This window comes from Kitasatospora sp. NPDC032757 (genome assembly GCF_055579305.1).
The window spans coordinates 69541-86318 of sequence record NZ_JBVINN010000013.1; the positions used below are offsets into that span (position 1 = coordinate 69541).

The 16778-nt window shown below is 72.9% G+C and carries 14 protein-coding genes; 11 read left to right on the forward strand and 3 right to left on the reverse strand.

The features are described from left to right. Positions 1–21: 21 nt before the first annotated feature. From ACZ5WK_RS17355 to ACZ5WK_RS17380, 6 genes are all read left to right on the forward strand, one after another. A complete protein-coding gene (locus ACZ5WK_RS17355) occupies positions 22–2187 on the forward strand; it encodes a hypothetical protein (RefSeq protein ID WP_465548274.1) in 2166 nt (721 codons plus the stop codon). Positions 2188–2192: 5 nt separating this feature from the next. Next, positions 2193–2525, forward strand: a complete 333-nt coding sequence (locus ACZ5WK_RS17360) for a hypothetical protein (protein WP_465548275.1) — start codon at positions 2193–2195, stop codon at positions 2523–2525. A gap of 152 nt (positions 2526–2677) precedes the next feature. After that, on the forward strand, positions 2678–3790 hold the full coding sequence (locus ACZ5WK_RS17365; protein WP_465548276.1) for a hypothetical protein: 1113 nt from the start codon (positions 2678–2680) through the stop codon (positions 3788–3790). Continuing rightward, the gene (locus tag ACZ5WK_RS17370; RefSeq protein WP_465548277.1) at positions 3787–5076 is read left to right on the forward strand and encodes a sensor histidine kinase; all 1290 of its coding nucleotides are present in this window, start codon (positions 3787–3789) and stop codon (positions 5074–5076) included. Before ACZ5WK_RS17365 ends, ACZ5WK_RS17370 begins: the two co-directional genes overlap by 4 nt. Further along, positions 5073–5783 carry a response regulator transcription factor gene (locus ACZ5WK_RS17375; protein WP_465548278.1) on the forward strand — a complete coding sequence of 237 codons (711 nt, stop codon included), beginning with the start codon at positions 5073–5075 and terminating at the stop codon, positions 5781–5783. The genes ACZ5WK_RS17370 and ACZ5WK_RS17375 overlap by 4 nt, the downstream gene beginning before the upstream one ends. A 125-nt stretch (positions 5784–5908) precedes the next feature. Further along, complete coding sequence (locus ACZ5WK_RS17380; RefSeq protein WP_465548279.1) at positions 5909–6592, forward strand: Pr6Pr family membrane protein; 684 nt, start codon at positions 5909–5911, stop codon at positions 6590–6592. A 137-nt stretch (positions 6593–6729) separates the two neighbouring features. Here ACZ5WK_RS17380 and ACZ5WK_RS17385 read toward each other — a convergent pair whose 3' ends face one another. Next, positions 6730–8337: an ABC-F family ATP-binding cassette domain-containing protein gene (locus ACZ5WK_RS17385; protein ID WP_465548280.1), complete on the reverse strand. Its 1608-nt coding sequence runs from the start codon at positions 8335–8337 to the stop codon at positions 6730–6732. 435 nt (positions 8338–8772) lie between these two features. Between ACZ5WK_RS17385 and ACZ5WK_RS17390 the strand changes: the two genes are divergently transcribed. The 4 genes from ACZ5WK_RS17390 (at position 8773) to ACZ5WK_RS17405 (ending at position 13159) form a co-directional block, all read left to right on the forward strand. Continuing rightward, complete coding sequence (locus ACZ5WK_RS17390; protein ID WP_465548281.1) at positions 8773–9984, forward strand: hypothetical protein; 1212 nt, start codon at positions 8773–8775, stop codon at positions 9982–9984. A gap of 132 nt (positions 9985–10116) precedes the next feature. Beyond that, positions 10117–11754 carry an ABC-F family ATP-binding cassette domain-containing protein gene (locus tag ACZ5WK_RS17395; RefSeq protein WP_396319157.1) on the forward strand — a complete coding sequence of 546 codons (1638 nt, stop codon included), beginning with the start codon at positions 10117–10119 and terminating at the stop codon, positions 11752–11754. A 58-nt stretch (positions 11755–11812) separates the two neighbouring features. Next, a complete protein-coding gene (locus tag ACZ5WK_RS17400; RefSeq protein WP_465548282.1) occupies positions 11813–12502 on the forward strand; it encodes a nitroreductase family protein in 690 nt (229 codons plus the stop codon). 75 nt (positions 12503–12577) lie between these two features. Further along, positions 12578–13159 carry a GNAT family N-acetyltransferase gene (locus ACZ5WK_RS17405; protein WP_465548283.1) on the forward strand — a complete coding sequence of 194 codons (582 nt, stop codon included), beginning with the start codon at positions 12578–12580 and terminating at the stop codon, positions 13157–13159. A gap of 43 nt (positions 13160–13202) precedes the next feature. Here ACZ5WK_RS17405 and ACZ5WK_RS17410 read toward each other — a convergent pair whose 3' ends face one another. Then, entirely contained in the window at positions 13203–14159 is a 957-nt protein-coding gene (locus ACZ5WK_RS17410) for an aldo/keto reductase (protein ID WP_465548284.1), read from the reverse strand. A 66-nt stretch (positions 14160–14225) separates the two neighbouring features. Beyond that, positions 14226–14834 carry a GDSL-type esterase/lipase family protein gene (locus ACZ5WK_RS17415; RefSeq protein ID WP_465548285.1) on the reverse strand — a complete coding sequence of 203 codons (609 nt, stop codon included), beginning with the start codon at positions 14832–14834 and terminating at the stop codon, positions 14226–14228. A 377-nt stretch (positions 14835–15211) separates the two neighbouring features. Between ACZ5WK_RS17415 and ACZ5WK_RS17420 the strand changes: the two genes are divergently transcribed. Beyond that, positions 15212–16756, forward strand: a complete 1545-nt coding sequence (locus tag ACZ5WK_RS17420) for a carbohydrate binding domain-containing protein (RefSeq protein ID WP_465548286.1) — start codon at positions 15212–15214, stop codon at positions 16754–16756. Positions 16757–16778 lie beyond the last annotated feature (22 nt).

The window sequence follows — 16778 nt, forward strand, 5'->3', positions numbered from 1 at the left end:
GAGAGAGGAGCCCCAGGGAACATGGTGTCCTTCAAGGAACTGCGCGAGGCCGACTTCTCCGGCGTCACGGAGACTGCCGAGGCCTGGACCAACATGGCCAAGGCACTGGGATCACTGGACAGCCGGGTGGGCCGGGAGCTCACCAACACCCCGCAGCGGGCCGGCTGGCAGGGCGGGGCCGCCGACGACGCGAGCCGGGCCCTCCAGGGCATCGACACCGACTTCACCCAGGCCACCGGTGTGGCCAACGCCCTCGCCGCGATCATCCGGGACGCGGGCGAGGACTTCACGGCCGCGCGCAAGGACCTCGACAACGCGCTGCACGACGCGGGCGAGCAGAAGCTCACCGTCGCCGACGACGGGTCGGTCAGCTGGCCGCCGATGTCCAGCGACGGCCACAACGACCCCGACTTCCAGGACACCGTACGCACGTACCAGGCCGACATGAAGGCCAAGGGCGAGGCGATGACCAACCGGATCGCCCAGGCGGTCGCGAAGGCCACCTCCGCCGACCAGCGCGCCTCGTCCGCCCTGCAGAGCGACGTCGGCACCAGCACCACCGCCTTCAACGCCCGCCCGTACGGCGGCGGCGACGCGGCCGACGCCAGGCGGGCCGCCGACCTGATGGGCAAGGGCGGCAGCCTCTCCGACGAGGAGCGCAAGCGGCTGCAGAACCTGATGGCCGCCGACTCCGGCTCCAAGGAGTTCTCCACCACGCTGCTGAACGGCCTCAAGGCGGGCGACAAGACCGGTCCGGAGGCGCTGCTGGAGTACTCCAAGCACTACAACGAATTCGCCCACGGCGACCACAACGCCAAGGACTACCAGGACATCTACGGCAGCCTCTCCCAGGTGCTCGCCACCGCCACCAAGGACGGCGGCATGGGCAAGGACTGGCAGGACAACCTGCTCAAGGCCGCCCGCAAGCCGGGTGGTTCGGGGGCGGGCTTCAACGACAACTACCCGGCACTCACCCAGCTGATGGGCGCCGGCGGGAGCTACGACAAGGGATTCCTGGACAGGGTCGGCAACGACCTGGTCGACTACGAGAAGACCAGCAAGCTCAAGGGCGAGGACCTCTGGGGGCCCTTCTACACCGTGACGGGCGACAAGTCGACCGACCCGATGGGCGGCCTGATGCGGGCGATGAGCCACAACCCGGAGGCGTCGAAGGCGTTCCTCGACCCGGCCACCAACGGCAACCTGGACTACCTGCTCAAGGACCGCAAGTGGCCCAACCAGGACAACGAGGGCAAGCTGTTCCCCGCCGACCTCAAGGCGAGCTCGCACGCGGCCTTCGCCGACGTCCTGGAAGCCGCCACGACCGGCCGTGATCCACACGGCAACGAGAAGCCCGTACGCCCCCACGACGAGGGGATGGTGCGCATCATGGACAAGGCGCTCACGACCCTCGGCGGGGACCGGGCCGGCCACGAGAACGACCTCTCACCCGTCCTGCGCCGCCCGCTGGCGAACATGATCTCCGAGTTCCCGGCGGACACGCACGACATCCTCAGCAAGGACCTCTCCGGTCCCTCCCACCCGGAGGGGCTCCATGCCAGCCGGGAACAACTGCTGCGCGTCATCCGCGGCGTGACCGAGGACCCGGAGGCGTTCGCCGTCATCCACCTGTCCGAGAGCCGGGAGGTCGGCCGCCGGATGGACGAGTTCGGTCCGGAGAACTTCAAGCCCGACGTGACCGGCCGCCCGAACCCGAAGTTCGCCGGCTTCCTCGACGAGTCCGGGAAGGCGCTCGGAGCGCTCGACGCCGTGCGCGCGGACACCTTCATCGACCACAAGTCGGATGAGCAGTTCAAGAACAACTGGAAAGCCAAGATGGACTACCACGTCTACGGCACCGCGGCGAACATGCTGAAGATCCCGGGCGCCTCCTGGTTCCCCCTGGGTGACGTCGCCCAGCGTCTGGTCGACATCGGCACCTCCGACTGGGCGAACAAGGCCAACGCCGAACTCGACGTCAGGACCCAGGGCGAGGTGAGCAAGAACTACACGGCCGGCGAGTCCCAGCTGATGACCATGATCCAGGAGAAGGCGCGCCGCTCCGGCGTCTCGGACCAGGACATCGACGCGACCGGCAGCGTGACGAAGCAGCTGGCCGACAGCGCCGGGGTGCACTACCGCTCGTCCATCGACCGGGCCTACCACAACGCGCTCGGCAACCCGTGACCCGCATGATGCAGGCCACCACCGCGTTCGCCCCGCTCTGGTCCTGCGACGTCGGGACCAGCAGCGCGGCCGCCACCTTCGCCATCGGGACCGAACCCCGGCTCAGGGCGCCGGACGCCGACAAGGACACTCCGGAGGCCTTCGGCCGCGCACGCTGGACCACGGGCTTCTCGTCCCCGAGCAACGACGAGGTGGTCACGACCTGTCAGGGCAGGCCCACCTATTTCAAGATGAGGCTGCTGGGCACCTCGGATCCCTTCCCCGACGTCACGGACCTGTGGAAGCAGTTCCTCACCGCCGGTGGCAAGGCGATCGGCTGCGAGCCGATCATCCCGTAGCGGTACGCGCCCCGGGCCCGTCCGAGCTCTTCGCCCGGGCGGGCCCGCGCGTCCGCGGTAGGAGGCCCGGCGGTACGGATCCCCCCGGAGGGGGAGGCGGATCATGAGCCGGGGGGACGTCCTGGCGGGCGCCGCTGCGGGAGCGTGGCGGCATGACCACAAGGACCTCCGTCGACCGGGTACGGGTGACGGCCGCCTGGACCGCCGTCGCCGCAACGGTGCCGTATCTGACGATCAAGGTGCTCTGGCTCACCGGCCACCCGGTCGGGGTCGCCGACCGGGCCGGGATGGACAAGCTCTGGTTGGTGAACCTGCTGACCTTCGGCATGGACGTCATCGCCGTCCTGCTGGCGCTCGCCTTCGTCCGGCCGTGGGGGCGGCGGGCGCCGGCCGGACTGGTCGCGTTCCCGATGTGGGTGGCGACCGGGCTGCTCGGCACCGTCCTGGTGGCGCTGCCGCTCAGCGCGCTCGCCTCGGTGCTGCTCGGACCGGAGCAGAGCCCGGCGGGCGAGAGCTCGGACGGCGGGGGCCCGGAAGGGCTCGCCGGCTGGGTGTTCGCCGTCGTCTACGGCGGATTCTCCGTCCAGGGCGTCGCGCTGATCACCGCCTTCCTGCTGTACGCGCGGCGGCGCTGGGCGGGCCTGCTGAGCAGCCGGATCGGCGACCTGCCGGACTCCCCCACCCTCACCGTGCAGCGTGCCCTCGCCGGCGTCGCCGCGCTGCTCGCGCTCGGTGTGGCGGCGGCCCGCACGTACTGGGCGGCGGGTGGCTCGACGGGGCTCCCGGTGCTGTTCACCGAGCAGCGCACCCGGGCCTCGGGCGTGCTGGACGGCGTGACCGCGGTGATGGCGGTGGCCGGCGTCGCGGCGCTGCTGGTTCTGGTGTTCCGCATCCGGCCGGAGCGGCGGCTGCGGCTGCCGGTCGCGGTGGTGTGGACCGCGGGCGGCTCGCTGTTCGGCTGGGGCGGCTACCAGCTGGTCGCACTCGGGACGACCAACGAGGTGACCGACCTGCGCAAGGCCGTGCCGGGGCTGATGCCGCTGGTGGAGGCCGGGCAGTTGGTGACGGGCCTGCTGATCCTGGTGGTCGGCACGATCGCCCTCGTCGAGCGGACGGCCGCGCACGCGGTCACCGCCGGAACGACCACCGCCGGGACGATCAATGCCACGCCGACCACCGCCGGAACGACCACTGGCGCGCACGCGGTCACCGACAGGACGACCGCCGCCGGGCCGACGGTCACTGACGTAGAGTCGGCCGGGTGAACACGGGGGCGGGCGCGGATCGGTGGGGGCTGCGGCGGGCCGGGGGCGCGCTGCTCGGTCGGCAGGCCCGGCTGCGCTGGGTGCACCTGGTGCTCGGCGGCGCGCTGCTGATGCCCTACTGGATGCTCTCGACCGTGCTGATCGGAGCACTCGACCCGCAGCACGACCCGATGGTCCAGCTGCTTCTCTACTTCACCGCGCTCGGGTTGTCGCTGCCGATGGCCGCCGTCACCGCGCTGGTGCCGACGGTCCGCGCGCTGGAAGGGGCCGCCGCGCGGGCCCTCTGCGCACCGAGCCGGCCGGACGAGGTCGCCACCGGCCCGGCCCGGTCCTGGGCGGCCCGGCGGCAGACCGTCGCCTGGTACGTCCTGCACCTGCTCTTCGGCGGGGTGGTCAGCGGGATGACGTTGTCCGGGGTGCCGTTCGCGGTCTTCCTGATGATCTCGCCGCTGGGCGGGCCGCCGGCGGCCGGGCTGCTGCAGTTCTGGCAGGACCGCGGGTTCCCGTCCTGGCTGCCCGGACCGCTCATGGGCCTCGCGCTGACGCTGCTGATCCTCTCCACCAGCGCCGGCCTGGGCACGCTGCTGGCCCGCTGGGCACCCGTCCTGCTCGGCCCGACCCCGGACGAGCGGGTGGCCGCCGCCGAACGGCGGGCCACCGTGCTCGCCCAGCGCAACCGGCTGGCGCGCGAGCTGCACGACTCGGTCGGCCATGCCCTCAGCGCGGTCGGCATCCAGGCCTCGGCGGCCGCCCGGGTGCTGCGGAGCGACCCGGACTTCGCCGAGGAGGCGCTCCAGGCGATCGGCGAGACGGCGCGGGCCGCGGTCGCCGAGCTGGACGCCGTGATCGGCCTGCTGCGGGAGGAGGACCGGGCCGACGCCGAGCCCGCCGGGCCGACCCTGGCCGGGCTGGACGACCTGCTGCGACAGCTCGCCCGCACCGGGCTGAACGTCGACGCCGAGCTGCCGCCCGGCCTGGACCGGCTGCCGGCCGCGTCCTCCCGCGAGGCGTACCGGATCGTCCAGGAGGGCCTCACCAACGTCCTGCGGCACGCCGGCCCGACCGCGCCCGCCGGGCTGCGGCTGGGGCTGGCCGCGGGCCGGCTGGAGATCGAACTGACCAACCCGCTGGGCCCCGCCCGCCCCAGCCGCCCCGGCGGCGGCCGCGGGCTGCGCGGCATCGGCGAGCGGGCGGCGGTGCTGCACGGCGGCTGCGAGGCCGGTCCGGCGGACGACGGAACGACGTGGCGGCTGGCCGTCTGGCTGCCGGTGGGAGGGACGCGATGAGCGGGACGAACGTGACGGGTGGGCCGGGTGGGCCGGGTGCCGCGGTCCGGGTGGTGATCGCCGACGACGAACGGCTGGTGCGGATGGGCCTGCGGGTGGTGATCGACGCCGAACCGGACCTGACCGTGGTCGGCGAGGCCTCCGACGGCGCCGAGGCGGTGTCGCTGGTGCGCGAGCTGCGGCCGGACGTGGTGCTGATGGACGTCCGGATGCCCGGAATCGACGGCATCCGGGCCACCGAGCAGCTGGTCGGCGGCATGGCCGACCCGCCGAAGATCATGGTGGTCACCACCTTCGAGCACGACGACCACGTGTACGACGCGCTGCGGGCCGGCGCCGCCGGCTTCCTGCTGAAGCGGGCCAGCGCGGAGGAGATGGTCCAGGCGGTGCGGCTGGTCGCGCGCGGGGACTCGCTGCTCTTCCCGGCCGCAGTGCGCGAGCTGGCCCTGCGCCACGCCCCGGCCGGGCAGCGCGCGGGCGCGCCCGCGCCCGCACAGGGGCCGATCGGGCGGCTCACCGAGCGGGAGGGCCAGGTGCTGCGGCTGATGGCCGCCGGGCTGAACAACGGCGAGATCGCCGGGCGGCTGGTGGTCAGCCAGGAGACGGTGAAGACGCACGTCGGCAGCGTGCTGGCCAAGCTGGGCGCCCGGGACCGCACCCAGGCGGTCATCGCCGCGTACGAGTCGGGCTTCGTCCTGCCGGGGTAGCTCCCGGCCAGGGAGCACCTGCTCCGACGTTTCTTCCGTCCCGGCCCTACCAGCGAGTAGAGTGCGGCCTTCCCTCCCTCTACGCCCGATACCTCCCGTATCGCCTGAAACGAACTGGTGGCCGTATGTCAGTCCGGACCCGTCCCGCGCTCTGGTGGCGCATGGGCATCGTGCTCTCGGCGGGCCTCGGCCTGACCCTCCAGACCGCGCCGCTGGTGTACTTCACCATCCAGAGCAACGTGATCGTGCTCGGCTACTTCATCGGCGCCGTCTACTGGATGGTCAAGCGCGGCACGGTGGACGCGCCCGCGCCCCGGCTGCGCGGCGCCGCCACGCTGTACATCCTGATCACCGGGCTGGTCTCGCACATCCTGCTGGAGCACGGCGCCAACCCGCTGCCCGGGCTCTTCGACGGCCCGGACAAGCTGCAGCACTGGTCGTCGTTCTTCCTGCACTACGTCACGCCGGTGATGGTGATCATCGACTGGCTGACGCTGAAGCCGCGCAACGCCGCCGCCTGGCGGGACATCCCGCTCTGGCTGGCCTTCCCGCTCGGCTACGCGGCGATCGTCCTGGTCCGCAACGCGCTGTTCTCCAACTACCCGATGCCGTACCCGTACTTCTTCTTCGACCCGACGACCGAGGGCTACGGCTACGTGTGGGGCCAGATAGCCCTGCTGACGGTGGAGTTCATCGTCCTCGCGGCGACCGTGATCGGGCTGGACCGGCTGGGCACCCTGGTCGCGGGCAAGCTCCGGCCGGGCGCCCCAGCCGCGTCGGAGCCGGTCTCCGAGGCCTCCGAGGTCTGATCCCCGACCCGCACCGACCCGACCCACCCCGACCCGACGCTCGCGGCGGCCGGCTCGGATCCGCCAGGAGCGGATCCGGTCGGCCGCCGCGAGCATGTCGGCCCGTCAGCACCTCGGTGGCGCGCCCCGGTGACGGACTACATCGGCTCCACCGCCCGCAGTTCGCCGTCCAGCTCCAGCCAGCGGGTGAGCCCGAGGCCGCGCAGGAACGGCAGGTCGTGGCTGACGACGATCAGCGCGCCCTGGTAGGCGGCGAGCGCCTCGGTGAGCTGGCGGACGCTGGCCAGGTCGAGGTTGTTGGTCGGCTCGTCGAGCAGGAGAAGCTGCGGCGGCGGGTCGGCCAGCAGCAGGGCGGCCAGCGTGGCGCGGAACCGCTCGCCGCCGGAGAGGGTGGCGGCCGGCTGGTCGGCCCGGCCCCCCCGGAACAGGAAGCGGGCCAGCCTGGCCCGGATCGCGTTGTCCCCCGCGTTCGGCGCGAACCGCTTGACGTTCCCCACGACGGTGAGCCCGTCGTCCAGCAGGTCGAGCCGCTGGGGCAGGTGGCGCACCGGCACCGGGGTGGTGATCTCGCCCTCCAGCGGGGAGAGTTCGCCGGCGATGGTGCGCAGCAGGGTGGACTTGCCGGAACCGTTGCGGCCGACCAGGGCGATCCGCTCGGGGCCGCGCAGGTCGAGGTCGGCGGTGGCTCCGTAGGGCAGCCGGACCTTCTGCAGGGTGAGGACGGTGCGGCCGGCCGGGACGGCGGTGCGGGGCAGGTCGATCCGGATCTCGGCGTCGTCGCGCACCGCCTCCTCGGCGGCGGTGAGCCGCTGCTTCGCCTCCTCCAGCCGCTCGGTGTGCATGCCCTGGAGCCGGCCGGCCGTCTCCTGGCCCTGGCGCTTCAGCATGCCGCGGAAGATGTGCGGGTCGTTGCGGGTGACCGAGCGCTTCTTGCCGTAGCTGGCGCTGCGCTCCAGCCGGATGCGGGCCTCGGACAGGTCGCGTTTCTGGCGCTGGACGTCGGCCTCGGCGTTGCGCAACAGCCGCTCGGCCGTCTCCTGCTGGGCGGCGAGGGTGCGCTCGTACTCGGCGAAGTTCCCCCCGTACCAGGTGACCTGACCGTCCCGGAGGTCGGCGATCTGGTCGACGTGCTGGAGCAGCTCGCGGTCGTGGCTGACGATCAGCATCACGCCGCTCCAGCCGGCCACCGTCTCGTAGAGCCGCTCGCGGGCGGCCCGGTCGAGGTTGTTGGTGGGTTCGTCCAGCAGCAGGACGTCGGGGCGGCTCAGCAGCAGGGCCGCGAGCCGGAGCAGGACGGCCTCGCCGCCGGAGAGCTCGCCGGTGGTCCGGTCGAGGCCCAGCCGGTACAGGCCGAGCCGGTCGAGGGTGGCGCGGGCGCGCTCCTCGACGTCCCAGTCGTCGCCGACGGCGTCGAAGTGCCGCTGGTCGGTGTCGCCGGACTCGATGGCGTGCAGGGCCTCGCGGGCGGCCCGGACGCCGAGCGCCTCGTCGACCCGCAGGCCGCTGTCGAGGGTGAGGCCCTGCGGCAGGTACCCGAGCTCGCCACCGACCTTGACGGTGCCCGCGGTCGGGGTGAGCTCGCCGGCGACGAGGCGCAGCAGGGTGGACTTGCCGGAGCCGTTGAGCCCGATCAGGCCCGTCCGGCCGGGGCCGACGGCGAGGTGGAAGCCGTCCAGGACGGTCTTGCCGTCGGGCCATTCGAAGGCGAGGTCGGTGCAGAGGACGGAGGTGCTGGGTTGTGCCATGAGTGGCCTCCCGGTGGTTGCCTGCGGTCTTGGGGAGCGACACGGGAGACACCGCGGGAGTGCACGCAGGGAGCGGGAAGGGACCGGGGGCCGTCAAGGGCCACGGACCGGCTCACCACTGAGGTCGCGCACTCGCACACTCACGCTCCGCGGGCAGCAGGGCTGCATCGCGGCGGGGGCGGTGTCTCGGGACCTCAGTAGAGCAACGGCCTTCTCCTGTTCTGACGGGTGGCACGGATCACGCTACGGAGGCCCGGCGGGGGCCGCAACAGGTTTTTCCCGTGCCGATGACGTGCCGATCCCGTGACAGCTCTGTCCCGGTCAGGGGCGGATGTAAGAACGCCTTTATCCCCATGGCAGACTCCTCACCGGCCATACCTGCGGACCGTGCCGTCCTGGGCCGTATGGCGTTCATCCACAGGGGGAACTGAACTCATGTCACACATATCCCGGACGACTCGTGCTGCGCTGGGCGCCTCCGTGGTCGCGCTGACGATGGTGGTCGCGACGGCGTGCGGGCCGGACAACAGCGACACGACCGGGGCCGGGACCGCGGCGCCCACCACCGCGGCCACCAGCACCGACAAGCCGGGCGCGGCACCGATCAAGCTGCCCAGCCTCGACGAGCTGAAGAAGTGGAAGTACGAGGACTGGGAGAAGTTCGCCCAGCAGAACGTGATCACTCCGGCGGTGAAGGGCTTCTGGGACCTCCAGAAGATCCTCCAGGCCAAGCCGTACAAGCCCGGCCAGCCCACGGCGCAGCCGACCACCCAGCCGACGGCACAGCCCACCGCCCAGCCGACCTCCCAGGCACCGGCCCAGCCGACCTCCCAGGCGCCGTCGGACGGCGGCAACGACCCGCTGCCGAAGCTGGTCGAGGAGAAGCCCGTCCCGCACCCGTTCGCCAAGAACTTCCACGTCAACGGCAAGCTGTTCTTCCAGGACGGCAACCAGGACTACGTCTGCTCCGGCACGGTCGTCTCCGACCCGGCCAACCCCGGCAAGAGCAACCTGGTCTGGACCGCCAGCCACTGCCTGCACGGCGGCAAGGGCGGCAAGTCGCACACCAACATCACCTTCGCCCCGGCGTTCAACAGCACCGGCGTGGTGAGCGGCGGCAAGCAGGCCTCGCTGACGCAGGCCGAGCCGTACGGCGAGTGGGGCGCGGTCGCCGGCATCGTCTCCCCGACCTGGTCGAGCGAGGCCGACCCGGAGTACGGCGGCCCGTGGAGCCAGTACGACTTCGGCATCATCAAGGTGGCCAACCCGGACGGCAGCGGCAAGTCGCTGGAGGAGGTCGTCGGCGGTTCGGTGCCGGTCTGGTTCAACGCCCCGCGCGACCAGATCACCGCGGTCAGCAGCTACGGCTACCCCGCCGGCAAGCCCTTCGACGGCATGGAGCTGGAGCACTGCGACAGCGGCAAGCCGGTGCGCCACACCATCGACGCGAGCCGTCCGGCGATGCTGACCATCGGCTGCAACGGCACCGGCGGTGACAGCGGCGGCGGCTGGTTCACCACCAAGGACGGCAAGCAGGTCCTGGTGTCGGACACCTCCATCGGCGGCAACGACAACACCTGGGAGGCCGGCCCGTACCTGGACGACGTCGCCCAGCACGCGCTGGAGTACATCTCCAAGAAGAAGTGACCTCGGGCACGTCCTGAGCACCCGGGGCCCGCGGCCTTCCCGCCGCGGGCCCCGGCGCGTTCCCCGGTCCCCTCCCGGGCACCGCGGGCCGGCTCCTGCCCGGTCCCCGGCTCTTCTAGAATCGGGGGCATCATGAGCGCCACACTCGTAGTCAAGGACCTCAGCGCCGGTCACGGCGACCGCACCCTCTTCTCCGGCCTGGACCTGGTCGTCGCCCCCGGGGACGTGATCGGGCTGGTCGGGGTGAACGGCGCCGGCAAGTCGACGCTGCTGCGGCTGCTGGCCGGGCTGGACACCCCCGAGGGCGGGTCGCTGCGGCTCAGCCCGGCGTCCGCCAACGTCGGCCACCTGCCGCAGGAGCCGGAGCGGCGGGAGGGCGAGTCGGTCCGCGACTTCCTTGCCCGGCGCACGGGTGTGGCGGCGGCGCAGGCCGCGCTGGACGCGGCCACCGAGGGCCTGGTCGAGAGCCGCCCGGGTGCCGACGACGACTACGCGACCAGCCTGGACCGCTGGCTGGACCTCGGCGGCGCCGACCTGGAGGAGCGGGCCGAGGAGGTCGCCGACTCGCTCGGGCTGAAGGTCTCGCTGGACCTGCCGATGACCGCGCTCTCCGGCGGCCAGGCCGCGCGGGCCGGCCTCGCCTCGCTGCTGCTCTCCCGCTACGACGTCTTCCTGCTCGACGAGCCCACCAACGACCTCGACCTGGACGGCCTGGAGCGGCTGGAGTCCTTCGTCAAGGGCCTGCGCGCCGGCACCGTGCTGATCAGCCACGACCGCGAGTTCCTGGCCCGCACCGTCACCAAGGTGCTGGAGCTGGACCTCGCCCAGCAGCAGGTCAACCTGTACGGCGGCGGCTACGAGGCGTACCTGGAGGAGCGCGCGACGGCCCGCCGGCACGCCCGCGAGGAGTACGAGGAGTACGCCGACACCAAGGCCGGCCTGGAGGCCCGGGCCCGGATGCAGCGCGGCTGGATGGAGCACGGGGTGCGCAACGCGCGCCGCAAGTCCTCCGACAACGACAAGATCGGCCGGGCGATGCGGTCCGAGTCCACCGAGAAGCAGGCCTCCAAGGCCCGGCAGACCCAGCGGATGATCGAGCGGCTGGACGTGGTCGATGAGCCGCGCAAGGAGTGGGAGCTGCGGATGGAGATCGCCACCGCGCCGCGCTCCGGCTCGGTGGTCGCCACCCTGCGCGGGGCGACCGCCCGCCGCGGCGACTTCACCCTCGGCCCGGTGGACCTCCAGATCGACTGGGCCGACCGGGTCGCCATCACCGGCGCCAACGGCGCGGGCAAGTCCACCCTGCTGGCCGCGCTGCTCGGCCGGCTCGAACTCGACGGCGGCAGCGCCGTGCTGGGCTCCGGCGTGGTGGTCGGCGAGGTGGACCAGGCGCGCGGGCTGTTCCTCGGCGGGGAGCCGCTGGCGGAGGCGTTCGCCGCCGCCGTACCGGAGTTGACGCCGGAGGAGGTGCGCACGCTGCTGGCCAAGTTCGGGCTGAAGGCGGTGCACGTGCTGCGTGCGGCGGACACCCTCTCCCCCGGCGAGCGCACCCGGGCGGCGCTGGCGCTGCTCCAGGCGCGCGGGGTGAACCTGCTGGTCCTGGACGAGCCCACCAACCACCTGGACCTGCCGGCCATCGAGCAGCTGGAGGCCGCGCTGGCCTCGTACACCGGCACGCTGCTGCTGGTCACGCACGACCGGCGGATGCTGGACACGGTCTCGGTGAACCGGCGGATCGAGGTCGGGGGCGGGCGCGTCCACGAGAGCTGACCGCCCGATTGGTCTCGACCTCTTCCCGGCTGGTCCGTCATGTGCTGTGCTGTCGGCCATGGTTGAGAGCCAGATGGTTGACAGCACGGCGGACGGCCCCTCCTACCCGAGCGTCCCGCTCCGCCCGCTGACGGTGCCCGCCCACGAGGCCGAGGCACGCAGCAGGTCCTTTCACGACGTGATGGCCCTGCGCCGGACCGTCCGCGACTACTCGACCCGCCCGATCCCGGACGGCGTGGTCGAGTGGGCGGTCCGCACCGCGAACACCGCGCCCAGCGGCGCGCACGTCCAGCCGTGGCGGTTCGTGGTGATCACCGACCCGGAGCGCAAGCGGCGGCTGCGCGCGGCCGCCGAGGCGGAGGAGCGCGAGTTCTACGCGCACCGGGCCTCCGAGGAGTGGCTGGCCGCGTTGGCGCCGATCGGCACCGACTGGCAGAAGCCGTTCCTGGAGGACGCGCCCGCCGTGATCGTGGTGTTCGAGGTGCACAAGGGCCCGCGGTCGCCGCGCCCGTACTACACCAAGGAGTCGGTCGGCATCGCGGTCGGCCTGCTGCTCGCCACCCTGCACCAGGCCGGGCTGGCCACGCTCACCCACACCCCGAGCCCGATGAGGTTCCTCAACGAGGTGTGCGAACGGCCGGCCGAGGAACGGGCCGCCTACGTCATCCCGGTGGGCTACCCGGCGGACGGCGCGCGCGTCCCCGACCTGCGGCGCAAGGAGCTCGACGACGTCCTGGTGCGCCTCTGACGCGCCCCCGGGCGGCGCCCCGCACCCGCGCCCTCCTGGTGGTGGCAGGTCTGGACCACGGCCATAATCGCGGTCATGAGCCCTGTCATGTCACGGTCCCGTGAGGTCTCCCCCGGCCGGCCGCCGGAGCTGCTGCGGCTGGCGGGCGGGGTCTCGCTGCACCGCCGCTCGACCGGCCACACGGCCGCGCTCAACGCCGCCGTCCGGGCCAACCTGGACCACCTGCGGCCCTGGCTGGAGTGGGCCGCGGAGGCGCCCAGCCGCGCGCAGACCGCCGAGGCGACCAGAGCCGGTGCCGCCGCCTGGGACGCCGGCACCGACTTCATCTACCTGGTCGGCCTGGACGCCCTGCCCGGCAGCGTGATCGGCTCGTTCGGCCTGCACGGCCGGATCGGCCCGGGCGCGCTGGAGATCGGCTACTGGGTGGGCACGGAGCACGTCGGCCGGGGCATCGCCACCACGGCCGCCGCGGCGCTCACCGGGGCCGCGCTCGCCCTGCCCGGCATCCGGCGGGTGGAGATCCGCTGCGACCAGGCCAACACCGCCAGCGCCGCCGTGCCGCGCAAGCTCGGCTACCGGCTCGACCGGATCGCCGACACGGCGGTGCGGGCACCCGGCGAGACGGGGCGGCAGCTGATCTGGGTCAAGGAGCGCTGAGCGGGGAGCCGGGGGCCGGCCGGCCCCCGGCCACCGGGGTCGCTCAGTAGCGGCTGCCGGTCGGCGTCGGCAGCGCGTCCAGCTCGGCGAGGTCCGCCGCCGCGAGGACCACGTCGGCCGCGCCCGCGTTGTCCACCAGGTACTTGGGCGTCTTGGTGCCCGGGATCGGCAGGACGTACCGGCCCTGCGCCAGCACCCAGGCCAGCGCCACCTGCGCCGGCGTCACCCCGACCCGCGCGGCGACCTCCTTCACCTTCTCCACCAGCGCGAGGTTGGCCGCCAGCGCGTCCTGCTGGAACCGCGGCAGCGAGCGGCGGAAGTCGCCGGCCTGCAACTGGTCGGCGGAGGAGATGTTGCCGGTCAGGAAGCCCCGGCCGAGCGGCGAGAACGGCAGGAAGGCGATGCCCTCCGCCTCGGTGTACGGCACCACCTCGGCCAGCGCGTCCCGGGTCCAGAGCGACAGCTCGGACTGGACCGACGCCACCGGGTGCACCGCCTGCGCCCGCTTGATCTGCTCGACGCTCACCTCGGAGAGCCCGATCCGGCGCGCCTTGCCGGCCGCGACGGTCTCGGCGAGCGCGCCCCAGGTCTCCTCGATCGGCACCTCCGGGTCCACCCGGTGCAGCTGGTAGAGGTCGACGTGGTCGGTGCCGAGGCGGCGCAGGCTCTCGTCGATCGAGCGCCGCACGTGCTCCGGGCGCCCGTTGTTCCCCGCCATCCTGCCACCGGTGCCCGACACCAGGCCGACCTTGGTGGCCAGCACCGCACGCTCCCGGTACGAGCCGGCCAGGGCCGCGCCGACCACCTCCTCGTTGGTGTACGGGCCGTAGTAGTCGGCGGTGTCGATCAGGGTGACGCCGAGGTCGAGCGCCTCCCGGATCACCCGGACCGACGTCTCGTCGTCACGGTTCTGCAGGTCGTAGGCCCAGGTCATCCCCATGCAGCCGAGGCCGACCACGCCGACCTCGGGACCCTGCTGACCAAGCGTGGAGGTGCGCATCTTCCGGTGCTCCTTCGTGTGTTGCGGATCAACGGCTTCAGCCTCTCCCTTCGAGTGCACTCGAGGTCAAGCCCCTCCTCCGAGCACCCACTCCCGCCAACCGCCCGCCAGCACGAGGCCGGCGAGCCGCCGGTAGCCGCCCGCCCCCGGATGGGCGCCGTCGCCGGCGAGGGCCTCGGCGGTCCAGACCGGATCGGCGGCGAGCGCGGCCGTCACGTCGACGAAGGGCACACCGCGCCCGGCGCAGAGCGCGGCCAGCGCGCCGACGAGCGCCAGCAGCCGGTCCAGGTGTTCCGCGCCCGCGTCGGCCACCGGCGGCGGGCCGACCACCAGGACGCCGAGTCCGCGCTCACGGGCACCGTCCAGCAGGGCCGCGAGGTTGGCCGCGCAGCGCTCCGGCGCCACCCGTGGGCGGCCCGCCTCCCGCACGGTGTCGTTGCTGCCGACCGAGAGGACCAGCCGGCTGTCCGCCGCGGGCACCGTCCGCGCGTCCACCTCCGGCCAGATCCGCGCCAGCACGTCCGCCGAGGTGTTCCTGCGGACGCCCAGGTTGAACGCCGTCACGTCCCCGCCGGTCGCCTGGAGCACCCGGCCGACCCAGCCGCGGTACTCCGGGTCGCCGACGCCCTGGGTGAAGGAGTCCCCGAGGAAGCAGATGCGCAGATTCCTGATCATCGCGCCACCCTAGGGAGCTGCGCTCGGCGTGCGGGCGGCTTTCCGACAGGCGGACACCGGCGCCGCAACTCCCTTGCGGCCATCAGAAGTCGCCGTTGTCCGTCCAGGTGTACCAGGCGCCGGAGCGGGATGATCTTCCTCTGCCCCGCCCGGCACCCGGGCCGCCCGCGGCCTCCCTTAAACCGCGCGTAAGCCTGTCCCTGGCGGACCTTTGATGCCCCGGAAGTTCTTGACGTGCACAGCTGGTCTAGTCCACGTTGGTGCCCAGCACCGCGCACCTCCCCCCGCACCGGACACCACCCCACCGCCCACGGTCGCCCGCCCGCGCTCCCCACCGCGGCGGGCGGCGGCCGGGCGCCGTCCCGAGAGGCACCCCCATGCCACGCGCGCCCCACGACATCTCCGCGTCCGACACCGCCGCACCCGGTACCACGGCCCGGCACCGCCGGCCCGCCGGCCGGGCCGCACTGCTCGGCCTCGCCGCCGCCACCGCACTGGCCGCCGGCGGGCTCGCCACCCTGGCCGGGAACGCCGACGCGGCCGACGGCAACCTGCTCGCCAACGCCGGCTTCGAGAGCGGCGCGACCGCCCCCTGGAGCTGTTCCGGCGGCACCGGAAGCATCGCCAACTCCGGTGCACACACCGGCTCCTACGCCCTCAAGGGGGCCGCGAGCAGCAGCGACACCGCCCAGTGCGGCCAGACCGTCACCGTGCAGCCCAACACCAAGTACACCCTGAGCGCCTGGGTCCAGGGTCAGTACGTCTACCTAGGCGCCACCGGCAGCGGGGTCACCGACCCGGCCGTCTGGACGCCCGGCGGCGCCGCCTGGCAGCAGCTCTCCACCACCTTCACCACCGGCCCGGCCACCACCAGCGTCACCGTCTACCTGCACGGCTGGTACGGGCAGGGCGCCTACCTGGCCGACGACGTCGCGCTCACCGGCCCCGGCGGCAACCCGTCCACCCCGCCGCCGACCTCGGCCACGCCGACAGTGACGCCCACGCCCACCGGCACGGCGACACCCACCACACCGCCGCCGAACGTCGCCGTCCCGGTGGCCCCCTACATCGACATGGGTGCCTGGCCCACCCCGTCCCTGCCCGCGATGGCCAAGGCCGGCAACCTGAAGTCCTTCACCATGGGCTTCGTCACCGGCGTCGGTTGCAAGGCCAGCTGGTTCAACGCCTACGACCCGCGCACCGGCTGGGCCAAGGACCAGGTGGACGCGCTGCGGGCGGCCGGCGGCGACGTCAAGGTCTCCTTCGGTGGCGCCAGCGGCACCGAACTCGCCGCCGCCTGCACCACGGTGGACTCGCTGTTCGCCGAGTACGACGCCGTGGTGAAGGCGTACAACCTGCGCTACGTCGACTTCGACATCGAGGGCGCCGCGATCGCCGACACCGCCGCCAACGACCGCCGCTCGGCCGCGCTCGCCAAGCTGCAGAAGGCCAACCCCGGCCTGGAGGTGTCCTTCACCCTGCCGGTGCTGCCCGAGGGCCTGACCACCGAGGGCGTCGCGATCGTGAAGTCCGCCCGGGACGCGGGCGTGGCCGTCGACCTGGTGAACATCATGGCGATGGACTACTACCGCGCCGGCTCCGACTACGGCGACGCCGCCGTCCGGGCCGCGCAGGCGTTGTACGGCCAGCTGAAGGCGCTCTACCCGGCGAGGAGCGACGCGCAGCTGTGGGCCATGGTCGGGGTCACGCCGATGATCGGCGAGAACGACGACCACCAGATCTACAACCAGGCGGACGCCCAGCAGCTGGTGGCCTTCGCCAAGCAGCACCACCTCGGCGAGCTGGCCTTCTGGGACGCCACCCGGGATGCCAACGCCTGCACCGGCGCACTGTTCAAGTGCACCAACATCCCGCAGCAGCCGTACGAGTTCGCGAAGATCTTCGCCCAGTACGGCGGCTGAGCCGGGTGCCGGCGGCTCCCCA